General features: G+C 63.7%; 24 protein-coding genes, 1 tRNA gene and 1 pseudogene. 22 read left to right on the top strand and 4 right to left on the bottom strand.

The window, feature by feature from the left end; genetic code table 11:
* The first annotated feature begins 24 nt into the window (after positions 1-24).
* The 5 genes from pheT (at position 25) to BBG20_RS12300 (ending at position 4011) form a co-directional block, all read left to right on the top strand.
* Positions 25-2403 (top strand): phenylalanine--tRNA ligase subunit beta, encoded by a 2379-nt coding sequence (gene pheT, locus BBG20_RS12320; protein WP_065903653.1) that lies wholly within the window; start codon positions 25-27, stop codon positions 2401-2403.
* 3 nt (positions 2404-2406) lie between these two features.
* Positions 2407-2709, top strand: coding sequence for an integration host factor subunit alpha (ihfA, locus tag BBG20_RS12315; RefSeq protein ID WP_002553164.1), 303 nt, complete (start codon positions 2407-2409; stop codon positions 2707-2709).
* Positions 2690-3046, top strand: a complete 357-nt coding sequence (locus BBG20_RS12310; RefSeq protein ID WP_003174972.1) for a MerR family transcriptional regulator — start codon at positions 2690-2692, stop codon at positions 3044-3046. The genes ihfA and BBG20_RS12310 overlap by 20 nt, the downstream gene beginning before the upstream one ends.
* 90 nt (positions 3047-3136) lie before the next feature.
* Positions 3137-3213, top strand: a tRNA-Pro gene (locus BBG20_RS12305).
* Positions 3214-3462: 249 nt separating this feature from the next.
* Positions 3463-4011, top strand: a complete 549-nt coding sequence (locus tag BBG20_RS12300; RefSeq protein WP_065903649.1) for a cytochrome b — start codon at positions 3463-3465, stop codon at positions 4009-4011.
* Positions 4012-4063: 52 nt separating this feature from the next.
* On the opposite strand, the pseudogene BBG20_RS12295 reads toward BBG20_RS12300, so the two are convergent.
* Positions 4064-4907: pseudogene (locus tag BBG20_RS12295) on the bottom strand (lipopolysaccharide biosynthesis protein).
* 255 nt (positions 4908-5162) lie between these two features.
* Between BBG20_RS12295 and BBG20_RS12290 the strand changes: the two are divergent.
* The 6 genes from BBG20_RS12290 to fecE all read left to right on the top strand — a co-directional run bounded on the left by BBG20_RS12290 (position 5163) and on the right by fecE (position 11807).
* A complete protein-coding gene (locus tag BBG20_RS12290; RefSeq protein ID WP_065903639.1) occupies positions 5163-7568 on the top strand; it encodes a TonB-dependent receptor in 2406 nt (801 codons plus the stop codon).
* A gap of 154 nt (positions 7569-7722) precedes the next feature.
* Complete coding sequence (locus BBG20_RS32435) at positions 7723-8106, top strand: hypothetical protein (RefSeq protein WP_141697274.1); 384 nt, start codon at positions 7723-7725, stop codon at positions 8104-8106.
* A gap of 36 nt (positions 8107-8142) precedes the next feature.
* The gene (locus BBG20_RS12285; protein ID WP_371920694.1) at positions 8143-9057 is read left to right on the top strand and encodes a Fe(3+) dicitrate ABC transporter substrate-binding protein FecB; all 915 of its coding nucleotides are present in this window, start codon (positions 8143-8145) and stop codon (positions 9055-9057) included.
* A 2-nt stretch (positions 9058-9059) separates the two neighbouring features.
* Positions 9060-10049: an iron-dicitrate ABC transporter permease FecC gene (gene fecC, locus BBG20_RS12280; RefSeq protein WP_065903620.1), complete on the top strand. Its 990-nt coding sequence runs from the start codon at positions 9060-9062 to the stop codon at positions 10047-10049.
* A complete protein-coding gene (locus tag BBG20_RS12275) occupies positions 10046-11014 on the top strand; it encodes an iron chelate uptake ABC transporter family permease subunit (RefSeq protein WP_065903613.1) in 969 nt (322 codons plus the stop codon). Before fecC ends, BBG20_RS12275 begins: the two co-directional genes overlap by 4 nt.
* 4 nt (positions 11015-11018) lie before the next feature.
* A complete protein-coding gene (fecE, locus tag BBG20_RS12270; RefSeq protein ID WP_065903609.1) occupies positions 11019-11807 on the top strand; it encodes a Fe(3+) dicitrate ABC transporter ATP-binding protein FecE in 789 nt (262 codons plus the stop codon).
* Positions 11808-12269: 462 nt separating this feature from the next.
* Here fecE and BBG20_RS12265 read toward each other — a convergent pair whose 3' ends face one another.
* The 3 genes from BBG20_RS12265 to BBG20_RS12255 are packed head-to-tail and all read right to left on the bottom strand — an operon-like array spanning position 12270 to position 16716.
* Positions 12270-13202: a sulfonate ABC transporter substrate-binding protein gene (locus BBG20_RS12265; protein ID WP_065903607.1), complete on the bottom strand. Its 933-nt coding sequence runs from the start codon at positions 13200-13202 to the stop codon at positions 12270-12272.
* A complete protein-coding gene (locus tag BBG20_RS12260) occupies positions 13199-14530 on the bottom strand; it encodes an LLM class flavin-dependent oxidoreductase (RefSeq protein WP_065903598.1) in 1332 nt (443 codons plus the stop codon). Before BBG20_RS12260 ends, BBG20_RS12265 begins: the two co-directional genes overlap by 4 nt.
* Positions 14531-14532: 2 nt before the next feature.
* Positions 14533-16716, bottom strand: coding sequence for a TonB-dependent receptor (locus BBG20_RS12255; protein WP_065903596.1), 2184 nt, complete (start codon positions 16714-16716; stop codon positions 14533-14535).
* Between the two features lie 209 nt (positions 16717-16925).
* On the opposite strand from BBG20_RS12255, the gene BBG20_RS12250 reads away from it, so the two are divergent.
* The 11 genes from BBG20_RS12250 to BBG20_RS12200 all read left to right on the top strand — a co-directional run bounded on the left by BBG20_RS12250 (position 16926) and on the right by BBG20_RS12200 (position 25695).
* Positions 16926-17966, top strand: coding sequence for a LacI family DNA-binding transcriptional regulator (locus BBG20_RS12250; RefSeq protein ID WP_065903593.1), 1041 nt, complete (start codon positions 16926-16928; stop codon positions 17964-17966).
* 264 nt (positions 17967-18230) lie between these two features.
* Positions 18231-19928 (top strand): type II secretion system ATPase GspE, encoded by a 1698-nt coding sequence (gene gspE / locus BBG20_RS12245; protein ID WP_065903587.1) that lies wholly within the window; start codon positions 18231-18233, stop codon positions 19926-19928.
* Positions 19925-21121 (top strand): type II secretion system inner membrane protein GspF, encoded by a 1197-nt coding sequence (gene gspF / locus BBG20_RS12240; protein WP_065903584.1) that lies wholly within the window; start codon positions 19925-19927, stop codon positions 21119-21121. The genes gspE and gspF overlap by 4 nt, the downstream gene beginning before the upstream one ends.
* 20 nt (positions 21122-21141) lie before the next feature.
* On the top strand, positions 21142-21552 hold the full coding sequence (gene gspG / locus BBG20_RS12235; RefSeq protein WP_107338969.1) for a type II secretion system major pseudopilin GspG: 411 nt from the start codon (positions 21142-21144) through the stop codon (positions 21550-21552).
* 7 nt (positions 21553-21559) lie between these two features.
* A complete protein-coding gene (locus BBG20_RS12230) occupies positions 21560-21985 on the top strand; it encodes a prepilin-type N-terminal cleavage/methylation domain-containing protein (protein ID WP_065903578.1) in 426 nt (141 codons plus the stop codon).
* Positions 21982-22314, top strand: a complete 333-nt coding sequence (locus tag BBG20_RS12225; RefSeq protein WP_065903573.1) for a type II secretion system protein — start codon at positions 21982-21984, stop codon at positions 22312-22314. The genes BBG20_RS12230 and BBG20_RS12225 overlap by 4 nt, the downstream gene beginning before the upstream one ends.
* A complete protein-coding gene (locus BBG20_RS12220; RefSeq protein ID WP_065903570.1) occupies positions 22311-22919 on the top strand; it encodes a prepilin-type N-terminal cleavage/methylation domain-containing protein in 609 nt (202 codons plus the stop codon). Before BBG20_RS12225 ends, BBG20_RS12220 begins: the two co-directional genes overlap by 4 nt.
* Positions 22916-23617, top strand: a complete 702-nt coding sequence (locus BBG20_RS12215; protein ID WP_065903569.1) for a general secretion pathway protein GspK — start codon at positions 22916-22918, stop codon at positions 23615-23617. Before BBG20_RS12220 ends, BBG20_RS12215 begins: the two co-directional genes overlap by 4 nt.
* Positions 23614-24606 carry a PilN domain-containing protein gene (locus BBG20_RS12210; protein WP_065903566.1) on the top strand — a complete coding sequence of 331 codons (993 nt, stop codon included), beginning with the start codon at positions 23614-23616 and terminating at the stop codon, positions 24604-24606. The genes BBG20_RS12215 and BBG20_RS12210 overlap by 4 nt, the downstream gene beginning before the upstream one ends.
* Positions 24581-25180, top strand: a complete 600-nt coding sequence (gene gspM / locus BBG20_RS12205; RefSeq protein ID WP_065903564.1) for a type II secretion system protein GspM — start codon at positions 24581-24583, stop codon at positions 25178-25180. Before BBG20_RS12210 ends, gspM begins: the two co-directional genes overlap by 26 nt.
* A complete protein-coding gene (locus tag BBG20_RS12200) occupies positions 25177-25695 on the top strand; it encodes a general secretion pathway protein GspN (protein WP_065903562.1) in 519 nt (172 codons plus the stop codon). The genes gspM and BBG20_RS12200 overlap by 4 nt, the downstream gene beginning before the upstream one ends.
* Positions 25696-25698: the final 3 nt, after the last annotated feature.

Here is a 25698-nt window from a genome sequence, read left to right as displayed (position 1 = left end):
GTAACGAATCTTTAGGAGAGCAGGATGAAATTCAGTGAACAATGGCTGCGTGGCTGGGTAAGCCCGCAGGTAGGTCGCGACGAGCTGGTTGCTCGTCTGTCGATGGCCGGCCTTGAGGTCGATAGCGTGACGCCGGCCGCCGGTGTTTTCAGTGGCGTGGTGGTGGGCGAGGTGCTGAGCACCGAGCAACATCCAGACGCCGACAAATTGCGTGTGTGCCAGGTCAGTAATGGCGCGCAGACCTTCCAGGTCGTGTGCGGAGCGCCTAACGTGCGCCCGGGCCTGAAGATCCCGTTCGCCATGATCGGTGCCGAGCTGCCAGGCGACTTCAAGATCAAGAAGGCCAAGCTGCGTGGCGTCGAGTCCAACGGCATGCTGTGCTCCCAGGCCGAGCTGCAGGTGGGCGAGGGCAACGACGGCTTGATGGAGCTGCCGGCCGACGCACCGGTTGGCCAGGACATTCGTGTCTACCTGGAACTGGAAGACGCCAGCATCGAGGTCGACCTGACCCCGAACCGTGGCGACTGCCTGTCCCTGGCCGGCCTGGCCCGTGAAGTGGGTGCGCTGTACAACGCCCCCGTGACCCGCCCCGTGGTCGCTCCTGTAGCGGCAGTGCACGATGAAGTGCGCTCGATCGAAGTGCTGGCGCCCAACGCCTGCCCACGTTACCTGGGTCGGGTAATCCGTAACGTCGACCTGTCCAAGCCTACTCCGCTGTGGATGGTCGAGCGCCTGCGTCGCGCTGACGTGCGCAGCATCGATGCGGCTGTCGACATCACCAACTACGTGATGTTGGAATTGGGCCAACCGCTGCACGCGTTCGATCTCGCCGAAATCAACGGTGGCATCCGCGTACGCATGGCCGAAGAAGGCGAGAAGCTGGTGCTGCTCGATGGCCAGGAAGTCAGCCTGCGTGCCGATACCCTGGTAATCGCCGACCATTTCCGCGCCCTGGCCATTGCCGGTGTGATGGGTGGCGAGCACAGCGGTGTATCCGCGACTACCCGCGATATCTTCCTGGAGAGCGCGTTTTTCGACCAGATCGCCATCGCTGGCAAGGCGCGTTCCTACGGCCTGCACACCGATGCCTCGCACCGCTACGAGCGTGGTGTGGACTGGAAGCTCGCCCGTGAAGCCATGGAGCGCGCCACGGGCCTGCTGCTGGAAATCACCGGTGGTGAAGCGGGTCCGATCACTGAAACCGTCAGTGAGCAGTACCTGCCGTCCATTGCGCGGATTACGCTGCGTGCCAAAAGCGTCGAGCAGATGCTCGGCCTGGTGATCGCGCCGGCTGAAATCGAGCAACTGTTGTCCGCTCTCGGTCTGGGTATTACCGCCGGTGGGGAAGGGCAGTGGCACGTTGAAGTGCCAAGCCATCGCTTCGATATCAGCCTGGAAGTCGACCTGATCGAAGAACTGGCGCGTCTATACGGTTACAACCGTCTGCCGGTTCGCTACCCGCAAGCCCGCCTGGCACCACAACCCAAGGCCGAGGCGCGTGCGCACTTGCCTGAGTTGCGCCGTCTGCTGGTTGCCCGTGGCTACCAGGAAGCGGTGACCTACAGCTTCATCGACCCGAAGCAGTTCGAACTGTTCAACCCGGGCGTCGAGCCGCTGCTGTTGGCCAATCCGATCTCCAATGACATGGCTGCCATGCGTTCGTCGCTGTGGCCTGGCTTGGTGAAGGCGCTTTCCCACAACCTGAACCGTCAGCAAGACCGCGTGCGCATGTTCGAAAGCGGCCTGCGTTTCGTCGGTCAACTCGACGGCCTCAAGCAAGAGCCAATGCTGGCGGGTGTGGTCTGTGGCAGCCGTCTGCCGGAAGGCTGGGCGCAGGGCCGCGATGGCGTGGACTTCTTCGACGTCAAGGCCGACGTGGAAGCAGTATTGGGCTTTGCCGGTGCGTTGGATGACTTCACTTTTGTACCGGGTCAGCATCCGGCACTGCATCCGGGCCAGACTGCACGCATTGAGCGCGAAGGTCGCCTGGTGGGTTTCGTGGGGGCTATTCACCCTGAGCTGTCGAAAACCCTGGGGCTGGACCGCCCAGTCTTCGTTTTCGAGCTGGTCCTGGCTGAAGTCGCCGCGGGCAAGATGCCTAAATTCAGCGAGTTGTCGCGCTTCCCTGAAGTGCGTCGCGACCTGGCGCTGATCGCTGACCGTGAAGTGGCCGCCACTGCCGTTCTGGATGTAATCCGTGAAAATGCAGGGGAATGGCTGACAGACCTCAGGCTATTTGACGTCTATCAGGGTAAAGGCATTGATCCGCATAGAAAAAGCCTTGCAGTTGGCTTGACCTGGCAGCATCCATCGCGCACTCTTAATGACGATGAGGTGAATACCACGACACAAAATATCCTCACCTCGCTCGAACAAAGGTTGAACGCCACGTTAAGGAAGTGACGTATGGGGGCTTTGACGAAAGCTGAGATGGCGGAACGTCTGTACGAAGAGTTGGGTCTGAACAAACGCGAGGCCAAGGAATTGGTCGAGCTGTTTTTTGAAGAGATCAGGCACGCTCTGGAAGACAATGAGCAGGTCAAATTGTCCGGTTTCGGCAATTTTGACCTGCGGGACAAACGCCAGCGGCCTGGCCGCAATCCAAAAACGGGAGAAGAAATCCCGATCACGGCTCGCCGTGTGGTCACCTTTCGTCCAGGGCAGAAGTTGAAGGCCCGAGTTGAGGCTTATGCTGGAACCAAGTCATAACGACGAGCTACCCGTCATCCCAGGCAAACGCTACTTCACCATTGGTGAAGTCAGCGAGCTATGCGCGGTAAAGCCGCACGTGCTGCGCTATTGGGAGCAGGAGTTTCCTCAACTCAACCCCGTCAAACGCACCGGGAACCGTCGGTATTATCAGCGCCAGGATGTGCTGATGATCCGACAGATCCGTGCGTTGCTGTACGACCAGGGGTTCACCATCAGTGGTGCGCGCCAGCGCATGTCCGGTGATGAAGCCAAAGACGACACCACCCAATACAAGCAACTGATCCGCCAGATGATCTCCGAACTCGAAGATGTGCTGGTGGTTTTGAAGAAATAAATCCGGCTTTTAAAATACTTCCACATTTCAAAAGCTTGCGGTATATTCCTGATCGCTTCGTTGCGAAGCAAACCCAGTAACACGCCTAGTCGGGGCGTAGCGCAGTCCGGTAGCGCACTAGCATGGGGTGCTAGGGGTCGAGTGTTCGAATCACTCCGTCCCGACCATATTTTCAATGACTTAGCCCAATCTGAAACGATTGGGCTTTTTCATGCCCGCAAAAAAATAATCGCGCTTCGCACGCTGACCGCGAAGGTCGGTGAAGTCCCCACTTTGCTACTGCTGCAGCCTATCTGAATACCCGCCGTCCCCCCTGAAAAATCAGAAAACTCGATCATCATCATCGGCATTTTACGGTTTTTCGATAACGCCTATTGACGATAATCCAAGCTTCTAAGAAAGGGAGGGCTATCCGAATGTCGAAGGCAGAAAGCTATACGGCCACCGCGAAGTGGTTGCACTGGGGCATGGCGCTGATCTGGGTGGCGGCTTGGTTTGTCGGGATTGTGGCGGTGCATTGGCGCGATGAGCTTAACCCTCAGCACCAGCTCACCTTTGTCCATAAGGCGATGGCCAGCGTTCTGCTCTTGCTTATCGTCCTGCGTGTTGGCTGGCGTCTTACACATGCGGCCCCAGCGATGCCTGCGACGATGAGCCCGCTGATGCAGCGGGGCGCGTTCGTCGGTCATCTGCTGTTGTACGGCGTCGCGCTTGTGGGGTTGCCGATGTCTGGCTGGTACTGGAGTTCGGTTGCAGACAAACCCATCCTGCTCGCCGGGTTGTTGCTGTTGCCGCCGCTGGTGGAGCCTGATCAAAGTCTCTATGACTTGGCGAAGGCCATCCACACCTACACTGCCTGGCTATGCGGGGTACTTGTGGGTGGGCATGCACTGGTGGCGCTGAAGCATCACTTCATTGACAAGGACAACGTGCTCGCAGGCATGCTGCCCGGCCGCGGCGATTGAAGGGGGAGCGTGATCGGCGCGCTCCAGGGCTGGGCCCTGAGTGCGCGTAGGCTTACTGGAGCATCGCCTGGACTTCCCCCAGCGTCACGCGGGGTATGACGCTCTCTGGGATCCGCGAGCAGTCGGAGAAGTTGTACACCATGAAGTCATCACCCATGACCTTCCTGGACATCAGCTCGAGCGAGGGAAGGATGCGGGTTTCATAGTGTTCATCGAGCCCGCAGGGCGACTTGACCGAGTCTTGGGTCTCGTCCCGAATTTTCATGCAGGTCGACGCCGACCAGAAAGACCTTGGTGAAGCCTGCGTGGTAGGCCAACTGGATGGCCAGGTAGGCCACGGTTCGTGCGTCGAAAAAGCCCTTGCTCATGTCTTTGCTGAAGCCTACCGGCCTTTTGCGCATTGCGAGCAGGGAGTGGTCAGCCACCAGGGCAGCGTGTCTGCCCATGGCCGCATCGAGCCAGGAGGGTCTTTTCGCCTTGGTCAGCCGATAGAGCTGCCCGGTCGGGCGCGCACGGGACGATCGCGCATGGTCCTCCCACAGCGCCACGCGTTTGCTGGTTGCCATGGCGTATTTGAATAAATCCGGCTGTTGCTTGGAGAAGCTTCTGTCGGTGCAGGCGTAAAAAAACGGTTGGATGTCTGTGTTCAGAAACATTGAGACAGCGCCATTCATCGTGATCATTGGCACGTGCGCAAACGTTTCGAACGGGAACGACTTGGCTGACAGGCCGGAGGCAATAATGAATACGGCGCCTGATTCGATATTCCGACAGCTATCAAAGTCGTGCACAGCCTGCTGGCTTGCGTTAGCGTGCCTGGGGCCTGAGAGGCGGGCATACAGAGCGTCCTTGGCGGCGCCAGCATGCTCGGTCTCGACGAAGGACATCTGTTTCATCCGACCCATCCGTGTAGTGAAATGAAAATAGGTACATCAGCCGACCCGGAAGCTTCGTGGGAGTTCCTTTATAAAAAAGACTACATAAACGCACGCTTCGAAAAATCCGAAACTCTTGTGGCTCTTTTCCCCATTTTTCAGGGAGGTGGCGTCGCCATTTCCCTGCGATGTTGAAGAAAGTTGGCCGAAGCCTGTCCCCTTTTTTCGCCTCGCCTGTCATTCCAGGCAAGTGAACAAAATCGAGAGCTTCCTCCAATGCCCGCAGTTCTACCTTTGCGCTTGCGCCCGTTGCTGAAACTGAGCCTGATGCTGAGCCTCAGCGCCAGCCCGTTGTTCGTCCCCGTAAGCTATGCCGAAGACACTGCCGCCCGGCGCAGTTACCAGGTGCCGGCCGGCAGCCTGAGCGCGGCGCTGACCCGGTTTGCCGGGTTGTCGGGCGTCAACCTGTCCGTCGACCCGGCGCTGGTCAGCGGCCGCAGCAGCAGTGGCTTGTCCGGTGAATATGGGGTGGAGGAGGGCTTTGCCCGCTTGCTGCAAGGGTCGGGTCTGCAATTGCAACCGATGGGCGACCGCGATTACATGCTGGTGCCGATACCGGATGGCAGCAGCCTGGAGCTGGCGCCGACCTCGATTCTCGGCACCACCGGCCTCTACGACGGCGACACCTACGCCGGTGGCCAGGTGGCGCGGCGCGGCTCGCAGGGCCTGCTGGGCACGCGGGATTTCATGGAAACCCCGTTCAGCATGACCACCTACACCCAGGATGCGGTGAAGAACCAGCAGGCGCGCACGCTCGGTGACCTGATTGCCAGCGACCCGTCGGTACGCGCCACCAACCCGGCCGGTGGGCGCTATGAACAGTTCACCATCCGCGGCTTCAGCCTGTTCAACAGCGATGTGGCCTACAACGGCCTCTACGGCGTGTTGCCGACCTACACCATCGACATGGAAATGGCCGACCGCGTCGACATCTTCAAAGGCCCGACCCAGTTGATCAACGGCATCTCGCCGCGTGGCAGCGTGGGCGGCGGGATCAACGTGGTGCCCAAGCGCGCCACCGACAAGGACATCAACTCGTTTACCGGCAACTGGGCCTCCGACAGCCAGGCCGGCGGCGCCGTGGATGTAGGACGGCGCTTTGGCGAGGACAACAAGTTCGGTATCCGCTTCAACGGCGTCAAGCAGTCCGGCGACACCGAGTGGGAACACCAGAGTGTCGACCGTGAAATGGCCGTGCTTGGCCTGGATTTTCGTGGCGAGCGCCTGCGCCTCTCCACGGATATCGGTCACACCGAGCGCGACACTGATGCCCCGCAGGAGCGGGTGCAGGTGGCAGCCAATGCGCCGGTGCCGAGCGCCAACGATGTGCGTCGCAATTACGCGCAGTCCTGGAGCAAGGCCAGCACCAACGACACCTTCGGGACGGTCAACGCCGAGTACGACCTCAGCGATAACGTGATGCTGTACGGCGGTATGGGCGCGCGCAAAAGTAACCACGACTTCCTGCGCCATGCAGTGTCTGTGACCAACGCCGCCGGCGACTTCCTGGTGCTGCCGCGCGATTTCACCCGCGATGAAAATGTGCGCACCTACACCGCCGGCGTGCGCAACTGGTTCCAGACCGGCTCGGTGAGCCATGAGGTCAACCTGGCCGCCAGCTACTTCTATATGGATTTCGAAAACGGCGGCGCACGGTATGCGCAGGGCCGCAGCAACCTCTACAACCCGGTGCAGATACCGACACCCTCGGTGCAAACCCGCCCCGATCCGAAGGTCTACACCGAGAACCGCTTCAGCGGCGTGGCGTTGTCCGACACCCTGGGCTTCTTCGACGACCGCCTGCTGTTGACCCTCGGCGCGCGCTGGCAGCGGGTCAAGGTGGATGACTGGAACAACGGGGTCAAAGGCCGCACCGCCTACGACGAAGAAAAGATCTCGCCGTCCGGTGGCCTGTTGTTCAAGGCCACCGACAAGCTGTCACTGTATGCCAACTACATGGAAGGCCTGAGCCAGGGCAAGGTCGCGCCGTCGACCTCGGCCAACGACGATGAAATCTTCCCGCCGTTCATCAGCCGCCAGGTGGAAGTCGGCGCCAAATACGACGCCGGCGCCTTTGCGGTGACCGCTGCGGTGTTCCGTATCAAGCAGCCTGCCTACGAAACCAATGCCATCACGACGGTGTTCGGTCCCAACGGCAAGCGCCAGAACACCGGGGCGGAGCTGAGCATGTTCGGCGAGCCGCTCAAGGGCGTACGCCTGCTCGGCGGGGTGATGTACATCGACAGCAAGCTGCAGGACACCACCAACGGCGCCACCAACGGCAACCGCGCGCCGGCCACGCCCAAGTACAACGTCAACCTCGGCGCCGAATGGGATGTGCCGGGCCTCGAAGGTTTGACCCTGACCAGCCGTGGCATCTACTCCAGCTCGCAGTACCTGGACACCTCCAACGTCAAGGAGATCGACGCTTGGAACCGTGTCGACGTCGGCGCGCGCTATGCGTTCAAGGTGGATGACAAGCACATTACCTTGCGCGCGAACGTGGAAAACGTCGCCGATAAACGCTACTGGAGTTCGGCGGGAGCGTCGGATGACAGCGAGCCGGGACTGACCCTGTCGACACCGCGTACGTATTTGCTGTCGGCTACTGTCGATTTCTGATCGCTGTGACGGGTATGCCTGGGGGGCTTTCTCAGGCTTTCTAAGGTGAGCCTGCAGGGCGGGGTGCGCAGGATCTTTTGTGGCGAGCGGGCTTGCCCCGCGTTGGGCTGCGCAGCAGCCCCTTTCAAGCAAAATGCGGTGTGCCAGGCATTCCATGCTGATCTGTTTTGGGGCTGCTGCGCAGCCCAACGCGGGGCAAGCCCGCTCGCCACAGGAGCGTGCTCACCACAATAAATTTGCTGACTCCAACAAGCCCGCTCACCCCAATAAGTTTGTTGACTCCAACAAGCCTGCTCACCCCAACAAGTTTGCTGACTCCAACAAACCTGCTCACCACAATAAATTTGCTGACTCCAACAAGCCTGCTCACCACAATAAATTTGCTGACTCCAACAAGCCTGCTCACCCCAACAAGTTTGCTGACCCCAACAGGCTTGCTCAACACAGCAAGCCCGTTCCCATGGTGGAAATGAGAATGTTTTTTGATCACGCCGCGCCGATATGGAATAGTACCCGCCGTTTTCCCCAGCCTGTCTAGCCGGGGTGTTTTAACGCCGAGGTACTTGTCATGCGAATGCTGCGCTCCATCCCGACCCTTGCCGCCTGCCTCCTGGCGTTTTCTTCAAGCGTATTAAGCGCTGCGCCCATCGACCTCAATGACGGCCAGCACGCCGTGCATCTGCCGGATGCGCCCAAGCGCGTGGTGGTGCTGGAGTTCTCCTTTCTCGACAGCCTGGCCGCCGTCGACGTCACACCCGTTGGCGCCGCCGACGATGGCGACGCCAACCGCGTGCTGCCCAGGGTGCGCCAAGCCATCGGCCAGTGGCAATCCGTGGGCCTGCGTTCGCAGCCGAGCATCGAGGAAATCGCCCGGCTCAAGCCGGACCTGATCGTTGCCGACCTTAACCGTCATCAGGCGCTGTACAGCGACTTGGCAAGCATTGCGCCGACCCTGTTGCTGCCCTCGCGCGGCGAGGATTACCAGGGCAGCCTCAAGTCCGCCGAACTGATCGGCAAGGCCCTCGGCAAAGGCCCGCAGATGCAAGCGCGTATCGCGCAGAACCGCGACAACCTGAAAAAAATCGCCGCGCAGATCCCCGCCGGCACCAACGTATTGTTTGGTGTCGCGCGGGAAGACAGCTTCTCGGTGCACGGCCCGGACTCCTACGCGGGCAGCGTACTGCAGGCGATCGGCCTGAAGGTGCCAGCGGTACGCGCGAATGCGGCGCCGACCGAATTCGTCAGCCTGGAGCAACTCCTCGCCCTCGACCCGGGTTGGTTGCTGGTCGGCCATTACCGCCGCCCGAGCATCGTCGACAGCTGGAGCAAGCAGCCGCTGTGGCAAGTGCTCGGCGCCGTACGTCACCAGCAGGTGGCCGAAGTGGATGGCGACAGCTGGGCGCGTAACCGTGGGGTGCTGGCGTCGGAGCAGATTGCCGAAGACGCGTTGGCGATTCTCAAGGGCGGTAAAGCCGTACTGAGCCAATAAGCATGGCGCGCAGTGTGGCGGCAGCCGGCATTCTGCTGCTCGGCGCCGGGTTGTTCTGGCTGTCGTTGTACAGCTGGTCACCGTTCACCCTGACGGCGGCGGATGCCTGGAACGGCCTGGTTCATCAGGGCCGTGTCGGCGGCAACATGGCCTATATCGTGGCTCAGTTGCGTGTGCCGCGAGCGCTGTGCGCGGCGTTGGTGGGGGCTTGCCTGGGCCTGGCCGGGGCGCTGATGCAAGGCATCACCCGCAACCGCCTGGCATCGCCTTCGTTGTTCGGCGTGACGGCGGGGGCGGCGTTGGGGCTTGCGTTGTTTTCCACCGGGTTGGTCGCGTTGCCGTTCGCCGGTGGCGCCTTGCTGATGACCTGCCTGGGCGGCGCACTGGCCTGGATCACGGTGTTCAGCCTGGGCGGCGCCTGGTCGCCGACCACGGCCCAGGGGCGCCTGGTATTGGCGGGCGTTGCCGTCGCAGCCTTGTGTGCTGCCTTGACCCGCCTCACCGTGATCCTGGTCGAGGCCCAGGCGCAAAGCGTGTTGAACTGGCTGGCCGGTTCCCTGGCCAACGTCGGTGCGACGCAGGTGCAATTGCTTTGGCCGTGCACCTTGATCGGCGGCCTGTGGGCGCTGTGGTGCGCGCCGCGCTTGAACCTGATCAACCTCGGCGAAGACGCCGCGCGCTCGTTGGGCGTGGGCCTCGCCAGCCTGCGCCTGCAGGTGTTTGTCGCCAGCCTGTTGCTGGTGGGCGCTAGCGTTTGCGCGGTAGGGCCGATTGGTTTTGTCGGGCTGATCGCGCCGAATATCCTGCGCCAGTTTCTCGGCAATGATTACCGCTGGCTGATCCCGCTGAGCGCGGTATTGGGTGCGGTGATCGTGCTGGGCGCCGACCTGCTCAGCCGCGCCGTGGCCTTCCCGGTGGAAACCCCGGCCGGGGTGGTCACCGCGTTGATTGGTGCGCCGTTCTTCCTCTTTCTCGCCAGGCGTGCCCTATGACCCAGCCACGATTGCGCCTCTGGCTGTTGCTCGGCCTGTTGCTGCTGGCGGTCTTTGTCAGCCTCAGCGCGGGCACCGTGTGGCTCACGCCGGAGACCGTGTTGGACCGCCTGCTGGTCCATGACGCGCTCGACTTTGAAGTGTGGAACCACCGCCTGCCACGCAGCCTGATCGCGATCCTCGCAGGCTGCGCATTCGGCCTGGCCGGGGCGATTGTGCAGGGGGTGATTCGCAACCCGCTGGCCTCGCCGGAAATCCTCGGCGTGACCCAAGGCGCGGGATTGGCGCTGACCGTGGCGATCATCGGCTGGCCGCACCTGCCGATCGCCTGGCTGCCGCTGGTGGCGTGCCTGGGCGGTGCCGGCGGCGCGTTGCTGCTGGCGCTGTACAACACCGGCGTGAGTTTTTCCGGGGTGCGCTTTGCGCTGTCCGGGGTGGCGATTGCGGTGACCCTGTCCAGCGTCACCGAGTTTCTGATCCTGTCTCATCCGCTGGATATCAACACCGCCTTGCTCGCGCTGACCGGCAGCCTGTGGAGCCGCAACTGGCACCATGTGGCGCTGGTGCTGCCGTTCCTGGTGCTGATCCCGCTGGGATTGTGCCTGGCCAAGCCGCTCAACCTGATCGCCCTGGGCGATGAAGCCGCCCACAGCCTGGGCACCGCGCTGGGCCGCACGCGCTGGCTGGCAATGGCTTGCGCGGTGCTGCTCACCAGCCTGGGGGTGGGCGTGATCGGCCCGATCGGGTTTATCGGCCTGGTCGCACCGCACATGGCGCGGCGCCTGGTCGGCGGACATCACCACTATTTGCTGCCGGCAGCGATGCTGATCGGCGCGCTGCTGCTGGTGCTCGCCGACACCCTCGGGCGCAGCTTGATTGCGCCCAGCGAAATCCCTGCGGGGGTGCTCACGGCGGTGATTGGCGCGCCGTATTTTCTTTGGTTGCTGGCACGGTTCAAGGGCTGATCACATGAGTATTCTCCACGCACGACAGCTCGATATCGGTTACGGCGCGACGCGCATCGTGCAGGGCCTGTCGTTCGCGCCGCCGGTGGGCAAGGTCACCGCGTTGATCGGCCCCAACGGCTGCGGCAAGTCCACCTTGCTCAAGGCATTTGCGCGCATTCTCAAGCCGACCCAGGGTGAGTTGACCTTGGATGGCCAGGCCTATGCGAGCCTGTCTGCCCGCCAACTGGCGCGACAGGTCGCGTTTCTGCCCCAGGTGTTGCCGGTGCCTGAGGGCGTCAGCGTGCGCCAGTTGATCGCCTACGGTCGCAGCCCGCACAACTCACTGTGGGGGCGCCTGAGCGGCAACGACCAGTCCCATGTGACCCAGGCCATGCAGCGCCTGGAACTGGATAACCTGGCCGACCGTGCCCTGGCCGACCTGTCCGGCGGCCAGCGCCAACGTGCCTGGCTGGCCATGGTGCTGGCGCAGAACGCGCCCGTGGTGCTGCTCGACGAACCCACCACCTACCTCGACATCAGCCACCAGGTCGAACTGCTCGACCTGATGGGCGAACTCGCCGCCGAAGGCAAGACGGTGATCACCGTGCTCCACGACATCAACCAGGCCTGCCGCTACGCCGATCACCTGGCGGTGATGCACGGCGGCAAGCTGGTGGCCGATGGCGCGCCGGAGCAAGTGATCAGTGCCGAATTGATGCGCCAGGTGTTTGAAGTGCAAGTGCAGATCATGCAGGAGCCGGTGGCGGGCACGCCCATGTGCCTGGTCGAGAAGAGCACCCGGCTCGGTTAGAAAATGTGGGAGCGGGCTTGCTCGCGAAGGCGGTGTGTCAGTCACCTCATGCAGTGGCTGACCGACCGCTATCGCAGGCAAGCCAGCTCCCACATTTGGGTTGTATTTCAAGTTCGAAGCGGGTCGTATCGTCGGCGCGAATGTGGGCGAAACATCCCGAATCCCAAGCCGGGACGAGGATCAAAACTGTGGGAGCGGGCTTGCTCGCGAAGGCGGTGTGTCAGCCATCTCATGCAGTGGCTGACCCACCGCCTTCGCAGGCAAGCCAGCTCCCACATTTGGGTTGTATTTCAAGTTCGAACCGGGTCGTATCGTCGGCGCGAATGTTGGCGAAACACCTCGAATCCGAACCCGGACGATGATCAAAACTGTGGGAGCGGGCTTGCTCGCGAAGGCTGTGTATCAGTCACCTCATGCAGTGGCTGACCCACCGCCTTCATGGGCATCTCCACGGTACTGCTATCAGCGAGCGTCAACACTCCACGCTGCCTTCTTCACTTCAATCGCCTTGGGCAGCAGGTGGTTCTGAAAGAACAAATCTGCCGTCGCCTGCTGCGCGTTAATGATCCCCTCATCAATCGGCAAGATCGGCGAAGGCGGGCGGTTATCCATGTAGCGTGCGATCACTTCGCGGGGCAGGCCCATGAACTGTGTCAGCACGCGCAGGCTGTCTTCGCGCTGGCTGCGGGTGAGGGCTTCGGCGCTGCTGAGTTCCTCCAATAGATCATGGATAAAGCCGCCGTTGGCGTTCGCATATTCGCGCCGCGCGGTATACACCGGCCCCGACAGGCCCAGGCCTTCGCCGTTCGCCAGCACATGGCTGGGGCTCTGGCTCAAGGCGAGCGACGAGTAGGGTTCCCAGATCGCCCAGGCATCCACGCTGCCTTGTTCGAACGCCGCGCGCGCGTCAGCGGGGGGCAGGTACACCGGCTGGATATCCTTGTAGCTCAGGCCGGCTTTATTCAGGGCACGCAGGATCAGGTTGTGAGAGCTGGAGCCCTTCTGGAACGCGACTTTCTTGCCCTTCAGGTCCGCCACTGAATGCAGCGGGCTGTCGTTGCGCACCAGAATGGTTTCGGCACTGGGCTTGGGGGGCTCGGCGCCGATGTAGACCAGGTCGGCACCGGCGGCCTGGGCGAACAGCGGCGGAATGTCACCGGTCGAGCCCACGTCCAGCGCACCGACGTTGAGCGCTTCGAGCATCTGCGGGCCGGCGGGGAATTCGATCCACTTCACGGTCGTCTGCGGAAAGCGCTGTTCGAGCAAACCATGTTCCTTGGCCAGCACCAGGGCGATCGAGCCTTTCTGGTAGCCGATGCGCAAAGTGTCGGGTGCGGCCGCCAACGCGGTGTGCGTAACCGCCAGCAGGCTGAGCAATAACGCGGCAATCCTCATGCCTGAACCTCCTTGAAGCGATTTTGCGGGCGCGCCAAACCGAGGTTTTCGCGCAAGGTCGAGCCGCTGTATTCGGTGCGAAACAGGCCGCGCCGTTGCAGCTCGGGCACTACCTCGCGGGCATAGTCTTCCAGCCCCCCGGGCAGATGCGGCACGAGGATATTGAAACCATCCGCTGCACCCTGTTCGAACCAGCGCTGCAGCTCGTCGGCGATCTGCGTGGGTGTGCCGATCAGGCTGTAATGCCCACGACCGCCGGCAATTCGCCGGCCCAGTTGTGCCAGTGTCAGATGCTCGCGTTCGGCCAGTTCGCTCAACAGCTGCTGGCGGCTGCGCTGCCCGCTGTCGGTCAACGGCAGCGCCGGCAACGGCCCGTCCAGCGGGTAGCCGGACAGGTCGAAATTGCCCAGCATGCGCCCCAGCAACGCGACGCCCACTTCAGGTTCAACCAGCGCCTGGAACGCGGCGAATTTGGCCTGCGCCTCGGCCTCGGTCTGCCCGACCACCACAAACACGCCGGGCATGATTTTCAGCGCGTCCGCCTCACGTCCATACCGGCTCAACCGCGCCTTGAGGTCGGCATAGAACGCCTGGGCATTGGCCAGCGACGTCTGTGCGGTAAACACCACCTCGGCGGTCTGCGCGGCCAGCTCGCGGCCCGCCTCGGAAGAGCCGGCCTGCACGATCACCGGCTGGCCCTGGGGCGAGCGCGCCACATTCAACGGGCCCTTGACCCGGAAGTGTTCGCCGACATGCTCCAGCACATGCCGCTTGCTCGGGTCGTAATAGGTGCCACTGGCTTTGTCGCGCACAAAGGCATCGTCTTCCCAGCTGTCCCACAGGCCGGTGACCACTTGGTGAAACTCGCGCGCGCGGCTGTAGCGCTCAGCATGGCCCAGGTGTTCCTCGCGCCCGAAGTTCTGCGCTTCGGCGGCGTTGTCCGAGGTCACCAGGTTCCAGCCGGCGCGCCCGCCGGACAAGTGATCCAGCGAGGCGAATTTACGCGCCACATGGTAAGGCTCGTTATAGCTGGTGGTCGCCGTGGCGATCAGGCCGATATGCTCCGTCACTGCACTCAACGCCGACAGCAACGTCAGCGGTTCGAAATGGTCCGAGCGCGCCATATGGCTGGCGACCTCACCGGTGGCGGCAGCGATGCTGTCTGCCACGAACAGCGCATCGAACTTCGCCGCCTCGGCAACGCGCGCCAGGTGTTTGTACTGGGCGAAATCCAGCCCGGCATTCGCCGGCACGTCCGGGTGGCGCCAGGCGGCGACATGGTGCCCGGTGGCCATCAGGAAGGCGCCGAGTTTCAGTTGACGGCTCATGCTTAGAAATCCTTGCGCAGTTGCACGCCGAAGTAACGTTCATCGTCACGGGGCACGGCGCGGTAGATGTAGTTGCCGCCGGTGGCCAGCAGCGGTGAGTAGGACTTGTCGGCAAGGTTCTTGGCCAGGAACGCCACGCGCCAGCCGTTGCTGTAGTCGGCCAGCGCCACGCTGGCGTTCCAGATGCCGTAGGCGCCTTGCTGGGTGTCGACATTCTGGCTGATGTCGTACTGCACTTCGCTCTGCCAGCTGTAATCGGTGCCCAGTTCGATGTCCAGGCTGTTATCCAGCGGGATTGTGTAGTCGGCGCGCACGTAGCTTTTCCAGTCCGGGCTGTACGGCAGCGGCTTGCCATTGACATTACAGGTGGCCGCCGCGCCCGCCGGGCAGGCGAATTCATCGATGCGTGCGCGGGTGTAGGCCAGGGCACCCGAGAATTTCAGCTGTTGGGTAGCCTGCAAGGCGTAATCCAGTTCGACGCCCTCGGTGCTGACGCTGCCGGCGTTGATCAGTCGCGTGACCACCTGCCCGGCGACCGTGTCGAAAAAGTTGGCCTGGTAGTTGTCGTAATCGCTGTGGAACACCGCCAGGTTGGTGGTCAGGCGGTTGTTCCAGGCGGTGGCCTTGATCCCGGCTTCCCAGGTGTTGGAGGTTTCCGGCTTGAGCGCGTCGGTGTCACGCGCCAGCATGTTGAAGAACACGTTGTACGCCGGGCCTTTGTAGCCGCGCGAGTAGGTGAGGTAGCTGGTGATGTTGTCGGTGATGTCGTACTGCACGCCGAGGCGGCCGGACCAGCCATCTTCATCCACCGAGCCGGAACTCGAGGTGGCCGGTTGAATCCCGCTGACCAGGGTGGCCGAGGTGGAGGTGCGACGGTGATCGTATTTCAGGTCGTCGTGGGTATAGCGCAGGCCGGCGATGCCGCGAAAGCGCGAGGTGAAATTCAGCGTGGTCTCGCCGAATACCGCGTAGCTGTCGCTGGTGGTGCTGTAGTCGGCGATGCCGCGGTCGGTGCGTGTGGTGGTCGTCAGCGTGCGCTGGTAGGTCTCTTTGTCTTTGCCGTGCATGTAGAACAGGCCGCCGACGTACTCCAGGAATTCACCTTTGGGCGAGGCCAGGCGCAGTTCCTGGGAGTATTGATCGAAGGCCAGCTCGCCTTTGTCGGCGGTGCCGGGGAACGCGGCGGTGACGCTGCCGAGGCGGTCGCCATCCTGGTACTGGGTGTTGTCCCAGCCGCGCCAGGCGGTGATCGAGGTCAGGGTGTAGTCGCCCAGGTTCCAGTCCAGTTGCGCAGACAAACCCTTGTTGGTGTCTTCCACATGGCTGCGGGTGTCGGTGTTGATATCACGGTTGTCGCTGGAGGCGCGCACCGGGTTTAACGCATTGGCGAAGGCCGGGGTCAGGGACTTGCTCACCACGCCATTCGGCGCATCGTCGTGGGACTGCATGTAGTCGGCGATCAGGGTCAGTTTCACGTCGTCATTCGGGGTGAATTCCAGTTTGCCGCGAATGCCCTTGTGGTTGTAGCCGTTGACCTCCTGGCCATTATGTTGGTTGTCGACGTTGCCATCGTAGCTGCCGAACAACGTGCTGATCGAGCCCTTGAGCACGTCCGGCACCAGGCTGCCGCCGATGCCGAAGCGGGTGCGGCTTTCATTGCCGCTGTAGTAGGACTGGTCGATATAGCCATGGGTTTCGGCCGTCGGCGCCTTGCTGGTGATGTTCAGCACGCCGGCCGAGGCGTTCTTGCCGAACAGCGTGCCTTGCGGGCCGCGCAGCACTTCGATGCGCTCCAGGTCGAGCAGGTCGAGGGTGGCCTGGCCGGGGCGCGCGTAGACCACGCCGTCGACTACCGTGGCCACGGTCGGCTCGACGCCAGGGGAGGTGGAAATGGTGCCGACGCCGCGCACGAACAGCGACGTGTCCTTGTTCGATGCGCCGGTGCGGAAGTTCAGTGACGGCACTTGTTGTGCGATGCTCGCCACGCCGTTGCGGTTGTCGCGCTCCAGTTGCTCGCCGTCCAGGACGGAGACCGCCACCGGGACCTTTTGCAGCGACTCTTCGCGGCGAGTGGCCGTGACCGTGACGGACTTGAGCGTCGGTTCCGCCTCGTCGGCGGCAAAGGCGCCGGGTACGGGGAGGGCCGTCAAACCGGCGAGTAAAAACAAGTGAGTGCGTCTGTGCATGCTGTGTCCGCTCGAAAGAAATGCCCTGAACCGCTGCGGTTCTTGCGACCGTCAGCGCCTGTGAAACTGTCTTGGGCATTCGCTCGAGCGAGTAGCAGACAACGCGCTTTGTTAGCGCTAACATCGGCATTATTGGTAGGTCTGGTTTAGAGCGTCAAATACTAAAAAATTAGCCCTATATTCTTTTTGGTTTTTAACAGGATCATCCCGTGAGCGAAGACAAACCGCGCAAACGCCGTGGCGCCGGGCGCGTCACCTTGAACACCGTCGCGCGCCAGGCCGGGGTATCGGCGATTACCGTGTCGCGCTATTTCAACCAGCCGGACCAGGTCTCGCCCGAGCGTCGCGAGCGCATCGCCACGGTAGTCGCCGAACTCGGCTATGTGCCCAACCTGGTGGCCGGCGGGCTGGCCTCGGCGCGAGGGCGGATCGTGGCGATGGTGATCCCGAACATCTCGGGGCCGATCTTCGCCAATACCATCCAGGGTTTCAGCGACACGCTCAGCCGCCACGGCTACCAGCTGTTGCTGGCGTCCAGTTACTTCAGCGCCGAACAGGAAGAAAGCGCGGTGCGCGCCTTCCTCGGCTGGTCGCCGGCGGCGCTGGTGCTGACCAGTCGCTTCCACAGCGCGGGCACCGAAAAGATGATCGCCGACGTCGATATCCCGGTGGTGGAAACCTGGGACTACGTGCCCGAGCGCGAGCCGTTGCAGATCGGCTTTTCCCACTACGACGTGGGCGTCACGGCCGCGCGCTACCTGCATGGCAAAGGCTATCGGCGCATCGCCTTCGTGCAGAACAGCGCCCCGGGCGACTTCAGCGCGTTGGAACGGCGAGACGGGTTCGCCGCGACGCTGACGGCGTTGGGCGTCACCCCCTGGGTATTCGCCCCCGACGCTGACCGCGCGCCCTTTGAAGCGGGCAAGCAGGCGATGGAAACCCTGATGGGCCATGCGACACCGCCCGACGCGATCTTCTTCGCCAATGACAACCTGGCCGCCGGCGGCCTGTTGGCCGGGCAGCGTGCCGGCGTGAAGATCCCGCAGGACTGCGCGGTGCTGGGGTTCGGCGATTATCCGTTTGCCGAAATGTTGTTGCCGAGCCTCAGTACGATCAAACCGCCGGCCCTGGATATCGGTGTATTAGCAGCGACGCGGGTTCTGCAAAGTTTGGGCGTATTGCCGGTTGAAGAGGAAGTTCAGCGCTTGAATCTTTTGCAATGTCGCTTGATCGAGCGCGAAAGTGCCTGAATAACTAAGTAAGTGGCTAATTGCAATTAGCCAAATCCTGACGGCAGGTAACGAAGGCTTTAAATCAAGGGTTGTACCGGAAAACCGGGACAGTCCTTGGCTATTCTTTTCAGTTTGTTTCCGAGGTTCCGGAACTAGCGTTGTAACTTCCAGTCGATAACCCCGGTTAACTTCGACTGCGGCGTGGCGAACTAATGGCCTTTTACCTTTAATGCCCAGTAGTTCCAAATAGCCATACTTTCTCGCAATCAGACACCCACTACTATGTCGTCCATGCCTATCGATGCCTGCCATCTGCAGATACCGCACACCGACCAAGTGTGCGCGTGGCTGATGCAGCACGCCGGGCTGAAAACCGTCGACCTGGAGCGTGCCCGGCGCTTGTCCACCGATGCCGGCGACCTGCTGGGGCTGCTCACGCGCCTGGGGCTGGTCTCGGAAATCGAGCTGGCGCGTGCCTGGGCCGGCCTGCTCGGTGCGCCGCTGTTGCTGGCGGATGCCGCGCCGCCGCTGCTCGACCCTTTGCCGGCGCTCACCGAGCGCTTCATGCGCCACTACCAGGTGGTGCCCATGGGCTGGAACCAGGGCGGGCTGCGCGTGCTCGCGGCCAACCCGGCGCAGGCCTATCCGTTCCAGGCCCTGGCCTACGCCTGCCAGGTGCCGGTGTGGCTGGCGATCGGCCCGCGTACTGAAGTCGACACGCTGATCGAGCGCTATTACGGCCAGGGGCGTTCCGCCATGGGCACGCTGATCGAGAACCTCGATGAGCAGGGCGGCGCGCTGGAAGATATCGAGCACCTCAAGGACATGGCCTCCGAAGCGCCGGTGATTCGGCTGGTCAACCTGATCCTGCAGCGCGCCGTGGAACAGCGCGCGTCGGATATCCACATCGAACCCTTCGAAAACCAGCTCAAGGTGCGCTACCGCATCGACGGCGTGCTGCACGACGCCGAGGCGCCGCCGGCCAGTTCGTCGGCGGCGGTGATCTCGCGGGTGAAAATCATGGCGCGCCTGGACATCGCCGAGCGGCGCCTGCCCCAGGACGGGCGGATCATGCTGCGTATCCAGGGAAAGGAACTGGACTTGCGGGTCTCCACGGTGCCGACCAGTTTCGGCGAGTCGGTGGTGATGCGCCTGCTGGACCGGCAAACCGTGCAGTTCGACTTCCCCAGCCTGGGCTTCGACGGCCAGCGCCTGGCGGCCTTCCTCGATCTGCTGGAGCGGCCCCACGGCATCCTGCTGGTCACCGGGCCCACCGGTTCGGGCAAGACCACCACGCTGTACACCGCGTTGGCGCGGCTCAACACCACCGAACGCAAGATCATCACCGTGGAAGACCCGGTGGAGTACCAGCTCGAAGGCATCAACCAGATCCAGGTCAAGCCGGCCATCGGCCTGGACTTCGCCGGTGCGCTGCGCTCCATCGTGCGCCAGGATCCGGACGTGATCATGATCGGCGAGATCCGCGACCTCGAAACCTGCCGCATCGCTATCCAGTCTTCCCTCACCGGCCACCTCGTGCTGTCCACCCTGCACACCAACAGCGCCGCCGCGAGTATCACGCGGCTGCTGGACATGGGCGTGGAAAGTTACCTGATCGCCTCGACCGTCAGCGGCATCCTGGCGCAGCGCCTGGTGCGACGGCTGGACCCGGCCACGCGCGTGGCGTTCGAAGCACCGCCGGAACTGGTCGAGGAACATGGCCTCGACCGCCTGACCGAACAGCGCCCGATCCTGCTCTACCGCGGCAGTTATCACGGCCGCAGCGCCATCACCGAACTGTTGGTGATGAACGATGAGCTGCGCAGCCTGCTGATGCGCCACGCCGACGCCGACACCCTGGAGCAGGCCGCCCGTCGTGCCGGCCTGCGCACCTTGCATGAAGAAGGCCTGCGCCAGGCCTTGGCGGGCATTACCTCGCTGGAAGAAGTACTGCGCGTCACCCGTGGAGAGGGCGCGTGAGCCTGTTCAAATTCCGCGCCCTGGACAGCCAGGGTGCCACGCAGAGCGGCACGTTGGATGCCGCCGACCAGGCTGCCGCCGTCGCCGCCTTGCACAAGCGCGGCTTGTTGCTGCTGCACATCGAAGCGGCGGGCAGCCGGCTGCTGCGCAACACGCGCGGGCCGTTGAAGGGCGCAGCGCTGGTGAGTTTCACCCAGCAACTGGCCACGCTGTTGGGCGCCGGCCAGCCCCTGGAACGTGCCCTCGGCCTGTTGCTCAAACAGCCCGGCCCGCCCGCGGTGCGCGCGTTGATCGAACGCATCCGCGAGCAGGTCAAGGCAGGCCAGACGTTATCCGCGGCGCTTGCGCAAGAGGGCGACAACTTTTCCCCGCTGTACCTGAGCATGGTGCGTGCCGGTGAAGCTGGCGGCGCGCTGGAAAGCACCTTGCGCCAGCTCAGCGATTACCTGGAGCGCAGCCAGTTATTAAGGGGCGAAGTGATCAATGCGCTGATCTATCCCGCGTTCCTGGTGGTCGGCGTGCTCGGTTCCCTGGCGCTGCTGCTGGCGTACGTGGTGCCGCAATTCGTGCCGATCTTCGAGGACCTGGGCGTGCCGATTCCATGGATCACCGAGGTGATTCTCGCGCTCGGCCAGTTTCTCGGTCGCTATGGCCTGGCGGTGTTGGCGGCATTGATCGTGATGGCCTGGACACTCGCCGCGCGCCTGCGCGATCCCCTGCGCCGGCAACGCCACGACCGGCGCCTGCTCGGCCTGCGCGTGATCGGTCCGCTGTTGCAGCGGGTCGAAGCCGCGCGTCTGGCGCGCACCCTCGGCACCTTGCTCAGCAACGGCGTGGCGCTGCTGCAAGCGCTGGTGATCGCGCGCCAGGTCTGCAGCAATCGCGCGCTGCAGGCCCAGGTGGCGGAGGCGGCGGAGTCGGTGAAAGGCGGCGGCACCCTGGCCAGCGCGTTCGGCAGCCAAGCGCTGCTGCCGGAGCTGGCCCTGCAAATGATTGACGTCGGCGAACAGGCCGGTGAACTGGACAGCATGCTGCTCAAGGTGGCCGACATTTTCGACGTCGAGGCCAAGCGCGGCATCGACCGCCTGCTCGCCGCGCTGGTGCCGTCGCTGACTGTGGTCATGGCCGTGCTGGTGGCGGTGATCATGCTGGCGATCATGCTGCCGCTGATGAGCCTGACCAGCAATATATGAATCTTCAAGGAGCCAGACCGATGAAATCTTCACGCCGCCAACGCGGTTTCACCCTGCTGGAAATGCTCGCGGTGATCGTGCTGCTGGGCATCGTTGCAACCATTGTGGTACGCCAGGTCGGCGGCAATGTGGACAAGGGCAAATACGGCGCGGGCAAGGCGCAGCTGGCGAGCCTGAGCATGAAAATCGACAGCTACGCCCTGGATGTCGGCTCGCCGCCCAACAACCTGCAGCAGTTGGTGGACAAGCCCGGCAACGCGTCCAGTTGGGCCGGGCCATACGCCAAGCCGTCGGACCTCAAGGACCCGTTCGGCCACGCCTTTGGTTATCGCTTCCCCGGTGAACACGGCGCTTTCGACCTGATCTTCTACGGCCAGGACGGCCAACCGGGCGGCGACGGCTACAGCGCCGACCTGGGCAATTGGGAGTAACCCGGCGATGGCCCAGCGCGGCTTTACCCTGCTGGAGATGCTGGTGGTGATCCTGCTGCTGGGCGTCGCTGCCGGGCTGCTGGGGCTGGGGGTGCGCCAGGGGCTGCAGGCGGCGCAGGAGCGGCGGGTGGTCGGGCAACTGGTCGATGCGCTGCGCACAACGCGGGCCGGGGCGATTGTCGACGGCCAGGTAGCGCGCACGACGTTTGATTTGCCGGGCAGGACTTTCCAGGCGCCGGGCCGTGCGCTGCAACACTGGCCGCCTGAGTTGCAGGTCGGGTTGCACACGGCTGAACAGGCGGGATCGGCCATCGAGTTTTACCCCGATGGCAGTTCCACCGGCGGCCATCTGGTGTTGGCCAACGGCAGTCGACGTTGGCGCATTGATGTCGGCTGGCTGACCGGCAGCGTCCAGTCCCGGGTGCTGCCATGAAACGCCAGGCGGGGTTCACCCTGCTCGAAATGCTCGCAGCGTTGACGCTGATGGCGGTGTGCAGCACGGTGCTGCTGGTCGCGTTCGGCCAGAGCGCGCGCTCGTTGGCACAGGTCGCCCGCAGCGATCGGCTCACCCACGTGGCGCTCACCGTGCTGGACCAGGAAGCGGCCGGGCGCCTGGTCGAAGGGCGCAGCCAGGGCGAACTGGATGGCATCCACTGGCAACTGACCCGTACCCGCCAGCAGCCGCAGCTGTTTCGCCTCGACCTGAGCGTGCGCGAAGGCCAGCACCAGGCGCACTTCAGCACCCTGAAGGCACGCCTGTGACGCGCCGCGAGCAGGGCTTCACCTTGCTGGAAATCCTTGTGGTCCTGAGTTTGCTCAGCGTGTTGCTGGTGCTGGTGGGCGGCGCATTGCTGGGCGCCAATCGCGCGGTGGCCAAGGCCCAGCGCTACACGGTCAGCCTGGATGAAAGGCGCGCCGCCCAGCAGTTTTTGCGCACGGCAATCAGCGAAGCGCTGCCCCTGGATGTGACCGAGGACGACAGCCAGGCCGATGGCTTTTTTGTCGGCACGCCCGAGCGCCTGCAGTTTGTGGCGACCTTGCCCGGTGTACTCGGCGGCGGCATTCAACGCTTCACGGTGCAAAGGACCGGGCAGCAATTGCAGGTGGCGTTTTCGCGCTTGGAATCGGCCAGCACCGTCGCGCGTGATGAGCCGCAGGTGCTGCTCGACCACCTGCAAAGGCTGCAATTGAGCTATCGCGGGCTATCCCCGCTGGGCCAACCGACTGGTTGGATCGACACCTGGCCGTGGCCCCGGCGCCTGCCGGCGGCGGTGCGTATCGCCGCGCATGTCGACGGACCGGTGCCCTGGGTGACCCAGGTGATTGCCCTGCGCCTGAACCTGTCCAGCGGGAGCGTCGAGGAATGAGGCGCCAGCGCGGTGCCGCGCTGCTGCTGGTGCTGTGGGTGCTGGCCTTGCTCGCCGTGTTGCTCGGCGGCCTGGCCGGCTGGGTGCAACTGGAAAGCCGCCAGGCATTGTGGCTGCGCCAGCACACCCAGACCGTACTGGCCGCCGAAGCCGGCATCGCCATGGCCATGGCTGATCGACACTGGATCGCCGATGGCCGCGACAGGACCTTGAGTTTTGATGACGCGCAGGTGCAGGTGAACCTGCGCAGCGAGCGCGGCAAGCTCTACCTGATCAACGCCGAGGCGCAGGACCTCATGCACCTGGCCCTGGCCTGCGGCGCCAGTCCGGCCGAGGCCGGGCAGTGGGTCAAGGCGCTGGAGGCGCGACGCAACCAGGGCCTGGCGCCGTTTCGGGTGCTGGAAGAAGTGCGCCAGTTGCCCGGCATGACCCAGGCGCTGTACAGCCAACTGCTGCCCGAGATCACCTTGTGGAGCGACCTCGATCGCCCCGACCCGGCCTTCGCCAGTCCCTTGATGCGCCAGGCACTCAACCTGCCACACGCGGACGCCGAGGGCGCCGACCCGGGCGAAGTGCTGGTGGTCGATAGCCGCGCCCAGCGCCCCGGCGGCTATCAGGCCCGGCTGCAAGTCACGGTTTTATTGAGCCCATCGGAGGACAGCGCACAACCCTACCGGGTGCTGCGTTGGCAAGAATGAATCGACTCGAACCCATCGCCCGGCACTGGCGTGGCAGCCTGCTGCAACAAGGCTGGCGCCTGTGGCTCGCGGAACTGCGCGGTTGCCTGCCGCGTTGGCTGGTGCTGCGCGAACCGCCGGAGCAGATCCACCCGTGGCCGCTGACGGCGCCGGTTGCCGTGGATAGCACGCGCCAGGTGCTGATGCTCGCGCCCGAGGCGGTGTTGCTGCAAACCGTGCAACTGCCGCTGGCAGCCGCGCGCAACCTCAACGCGGTGGTCGGCTATGAACTGGATCGCTACACGCCGTTCGAAGCCGAACAGCTGTACTTCGTCGCCCGCCAGGAGCGGCGCACGTCCAGCCACCTTGAGGTGACATTGGTCGCCATCCTGCGCGAGCGCCTGGACCAGATCCTCATCGACTGCGCAGCGTTCGGCCTGCATCCCCATCGGGTGGATGTGGCCAACCTGGGCATCGACCTGCTTCCAGCGCCGCTGCGACCGCGTCAACGCCCGGTGGGCAAGGGCTTGCAACGCAGCCTGCCGTGGCTGTGCGGCGCCTTGCTGATCGCGGCGATGCTGCTGTGGCTCAACGACCGCCAACGCGTGCTCGACGCCATGCACGCCAGTGTCCAGCAGCAAAAGGCCGAGGTCGCGCATGTGCATGCGCTGCGCCAGCAACTGCTCGCCACGCGTGGTGCGGCGCAGTACCTGACCCGGCGCAAACTGGCGCAACCGCCCCTGGCTGCGCTGCTCAATGACTTGACCACCTGCCTGCCCGCCGACACTTGGCTCGACCAGCTGGATGTGAAGGACGGCGAGATTTCGTTCGCCGGGCAAAGCGCCAAGGCCAGCGCCCTGATTACCCGGATCAAGGGCTGCCACAGCCTTGAAAACGCCCAGTTCGAAGGGGTGATTCAACCCGATGCCCGCACCGGTAAGGACCAGTTTGCCTTGCGCGCGCATCTACGCCAGGAGGCCGCCGATGCGCCGACCCCTCACACCCCGTGAATGTCGCGGCGCGGCCTTGCTGTTATTGGCCATGGTGGTCGGCGCGGCCTATTGGCTGCTGATCGACAGCTGGTTCGCCGGCCCCCTGCGCGCCATGGGCGAACAGGCCGAGCAACTGCGCGAGCAGCAGCAACGCTACGCCGGCGTGCTGCGCCAGGGCGATTCCCTGCGCCAGCAACTGGAGCAGGCCAGGCAGGACCCGGCCAGCAGCACCAGCCTGTTGCCGGGGGATGACCCCGACGTGGTCGCCGCCGACCTGATGCAACGCCTCGCCGACCTGATCAACAGCCACGCCAACCTCGGCGGCGGCTGCAGCCTGACCCAGCGCCAGCCCATCACCCCGGAGCAGGACGACGGCGAGCCCTATCGCCAGGTCAAGGTCAGCCTCACCCTCAACTGCGCTATCGAGCCGCTCACGGCGATCCTGCACGAGCTGGAATACCAGCCGCCGTTCCTGTTCGTCGATGCACTGCGCGTGCGCCGTGCCCAGCAGGCCCCGGCCAGTGGCGGCGCGGGCCAACTGGTGGTGCACCTGCTGGTGCGCGGCTACCTGCAACCGCAGGGGGCGCGATGATCAGTGCCTTGCGCCCCCTCGAATGGGGCCTGCTGGTCCTGGCTGCCGCCTTGGGCGTGTTGATGGCGGTGATCCTCAGCAGCATCGGCGATGAGCCGCAGTGGCTGCCCGAGCCCGCCGCGCGTGCCCATCCTTCGGCCAGGGTGCAGGTGGCGCCCAGCGTGCCGTTGGAAAGCCTCGCCGCCACCTGGCAGGCTCCGCTGTTCAGCCCCGATCGCAGCCCCGATCGCGTGGTCGGCAAGGCCCAGGTGTCGAGCCTGGCCAACCTGACCCTCAGCGGGATCATGATCACCGGCAACCTGCAAATGGCGATGCTCAAGCAGGCCGATGGCCGCGCGTTGACCGTGCGCCTGGGGCAGACCCTGCCCAACGGCTGGCGCCTGGAACACCTGACCCCGCAATACGCGCGTTTTGTGCTGGACGGCCGCACGCAAACCTTGAGCCTCTACGCCAGGCGCTTGCCGCCGCCGTCCTCCCGCCCACCGACTTCTCTTCCCCGCGAGCCCCTCCCTTGATCG

The organism is Pseudomonas aylmerensis (genome assembly GCF_001702265.1).
Taxonomy (GTDB): domain Bacteria; phylum Pseudomonadota; class Gammaproteobacteria; order Pseudomonadales; family Pseudomonadaceae; genus Aquipseudomonas; species Aquipseudomonas aylmerensis.
Note: the sequence above shows the minus strand (reverse complement) of the source record. Positions and strands in the feature narration are given on the sequence as shown.

Bases quoted from the DNA above. Each gene is read 5' to 3' on its own strand.
- pheT (WP_065903653.1), top strand. From the start codon at position 25: ATGAAATTCAGTGAACAATGGCTGCGTGGCTGGGTAAGCCCGCAGGTA.
- ihfA (WP_002553164.1), top strand. From the start codon at position 2,407: ATGGGGGCTTTGACGAAAGCTGAGATGGCGGAACGTCTGTACGAAGAG.
- BBG20_RS12310 (WP_003174972.1), top strand. From the start codon at position 2,690: ATGCTGGAACCAAGTCATAACGACGAGCTACCCGTCATCCCAGGCAAA.
- BBG20_RS12300 (WP_065903649.1), top strand. From the start codon at position 3,463: ATGTCGAAGGCAGAAAGCTATACGGCCACCGCGAAGTGGTTGCACTGG.
- BBG20_RS12290 (WP_065903639.1), top strand. From the start codon at position 5,163: ATGCCCGCAGTTCTACCTTTGCGCTTGCGCCCGTTGCTGAAACTGAGC.
- BBG20_RS32435 (WP_141697274.1), top strand. From the start codon at position 7,723: ATGCTGATCTGTTTTGGGGCTGCTGCGCAGCCCAACGCGGGGCAAGCC.
- BBG20_RS12285 (WP_371920694.1), top strand. From the start codon at position 8,143: ATGCTGCGCTCCATCCCGACCCTTGCCGCCTGCCTCCTGGCGTTTTCT.
- fecC (WP_065903620.1), top strand. From the start codon at position 9,060: ATGGCGCGCAGTGTGGCGGCAGCCGGCATTCTGCTGCTCGGCGCCGGG.
- BBG20_RS12275 (WP_065903613.1), top strand. From the start codon at position 10,046: ATGACCCAGCCACGATTGCGCCTCTGGCTGTTGCTCGGCCTGTTGCTG.
- fecE (WP_065903609.1), top strand. From the start codon at position 11,019: ATGAGTATTCTCCACGCACGACAGCTCGATATCGGTTACGGCGCGACG.
- BBG20_RS12265 (WP_065903607.1), bottom strand. From the start codon at position 13,202: ATGAGGATTGCCGCGTTATTGCTCAGCCTGCTGGCGGTTACGCACACC.
- BBG20_RS12260 (WP_065903598.1), bottom strand. From the start codon at position 14,530: ATGAGCCGTCAACTGAAACTCGGCGCCTTCCTGATGGCCACCGGGCAC.
- BBG20_RS12255 (WP_065903596.1), bottom strand. From the start codon at position 16,716: ATGCACAGACGCACTCACTTGTTTTTACTCGCCGGTTTGACGGCCCTC.
- gspE (WP_065903587.1), top strand. From the start codon at position 18,231: ATGTCGTCCATGCCTATCGATGCCTGCCATCTGCAGATACCGCACACC.
- gspG (WP_107338969.1), top strand. From the start codon at position 21,142: ATGAAATCTTCACGCCGCCAACGCGGTTTCACCCTGCTGGAAATGCTC.
- BBG20_RS12230 (WP_065903578.1), top strand. From the start codon at position 21,560: ATGGCCCAGCGCGGCTTTACCCTGCTGGAGATGCTGGTGGTGATCCTG.
- BBG20_RS12225 (WP_065903573.1), top strand. From the start codon at position 21,982: ATGAAACGCCAGGCGGGGTTCACCCTGCTCGAAATGCTCGCAGCGTTG.
- BBG20_RS12215 (WP_065903569.1), top strand. From the start codon at position 22,916: ATGAGGCGCCAGCGCGGTGCCGCGCTGCTGCTGGTGCTGTGGGTGCTG.
- BBG20_RS12210 (WP_065903566.1), top strand. From the start codon at position 23,614: ATGAATCGACTCGAACCCATCGCCCGGCACTGGCGTGGCAGCCTGCTG.
- gspM (WP_065903564.1), top strand. From the start codon at position 24,581: ATGCGCCGACCCCTCACACCCCGTGAATGTCGCGGCGCGGCCTTGCTG.
- BBG20_RS12200 (WP_065903562.1), top strand. From the start codon at position 25,177: ATGATCAGTGCCTTGCGCCCCCTCGAATGGGGCCTGCTGGTCCTGGCT.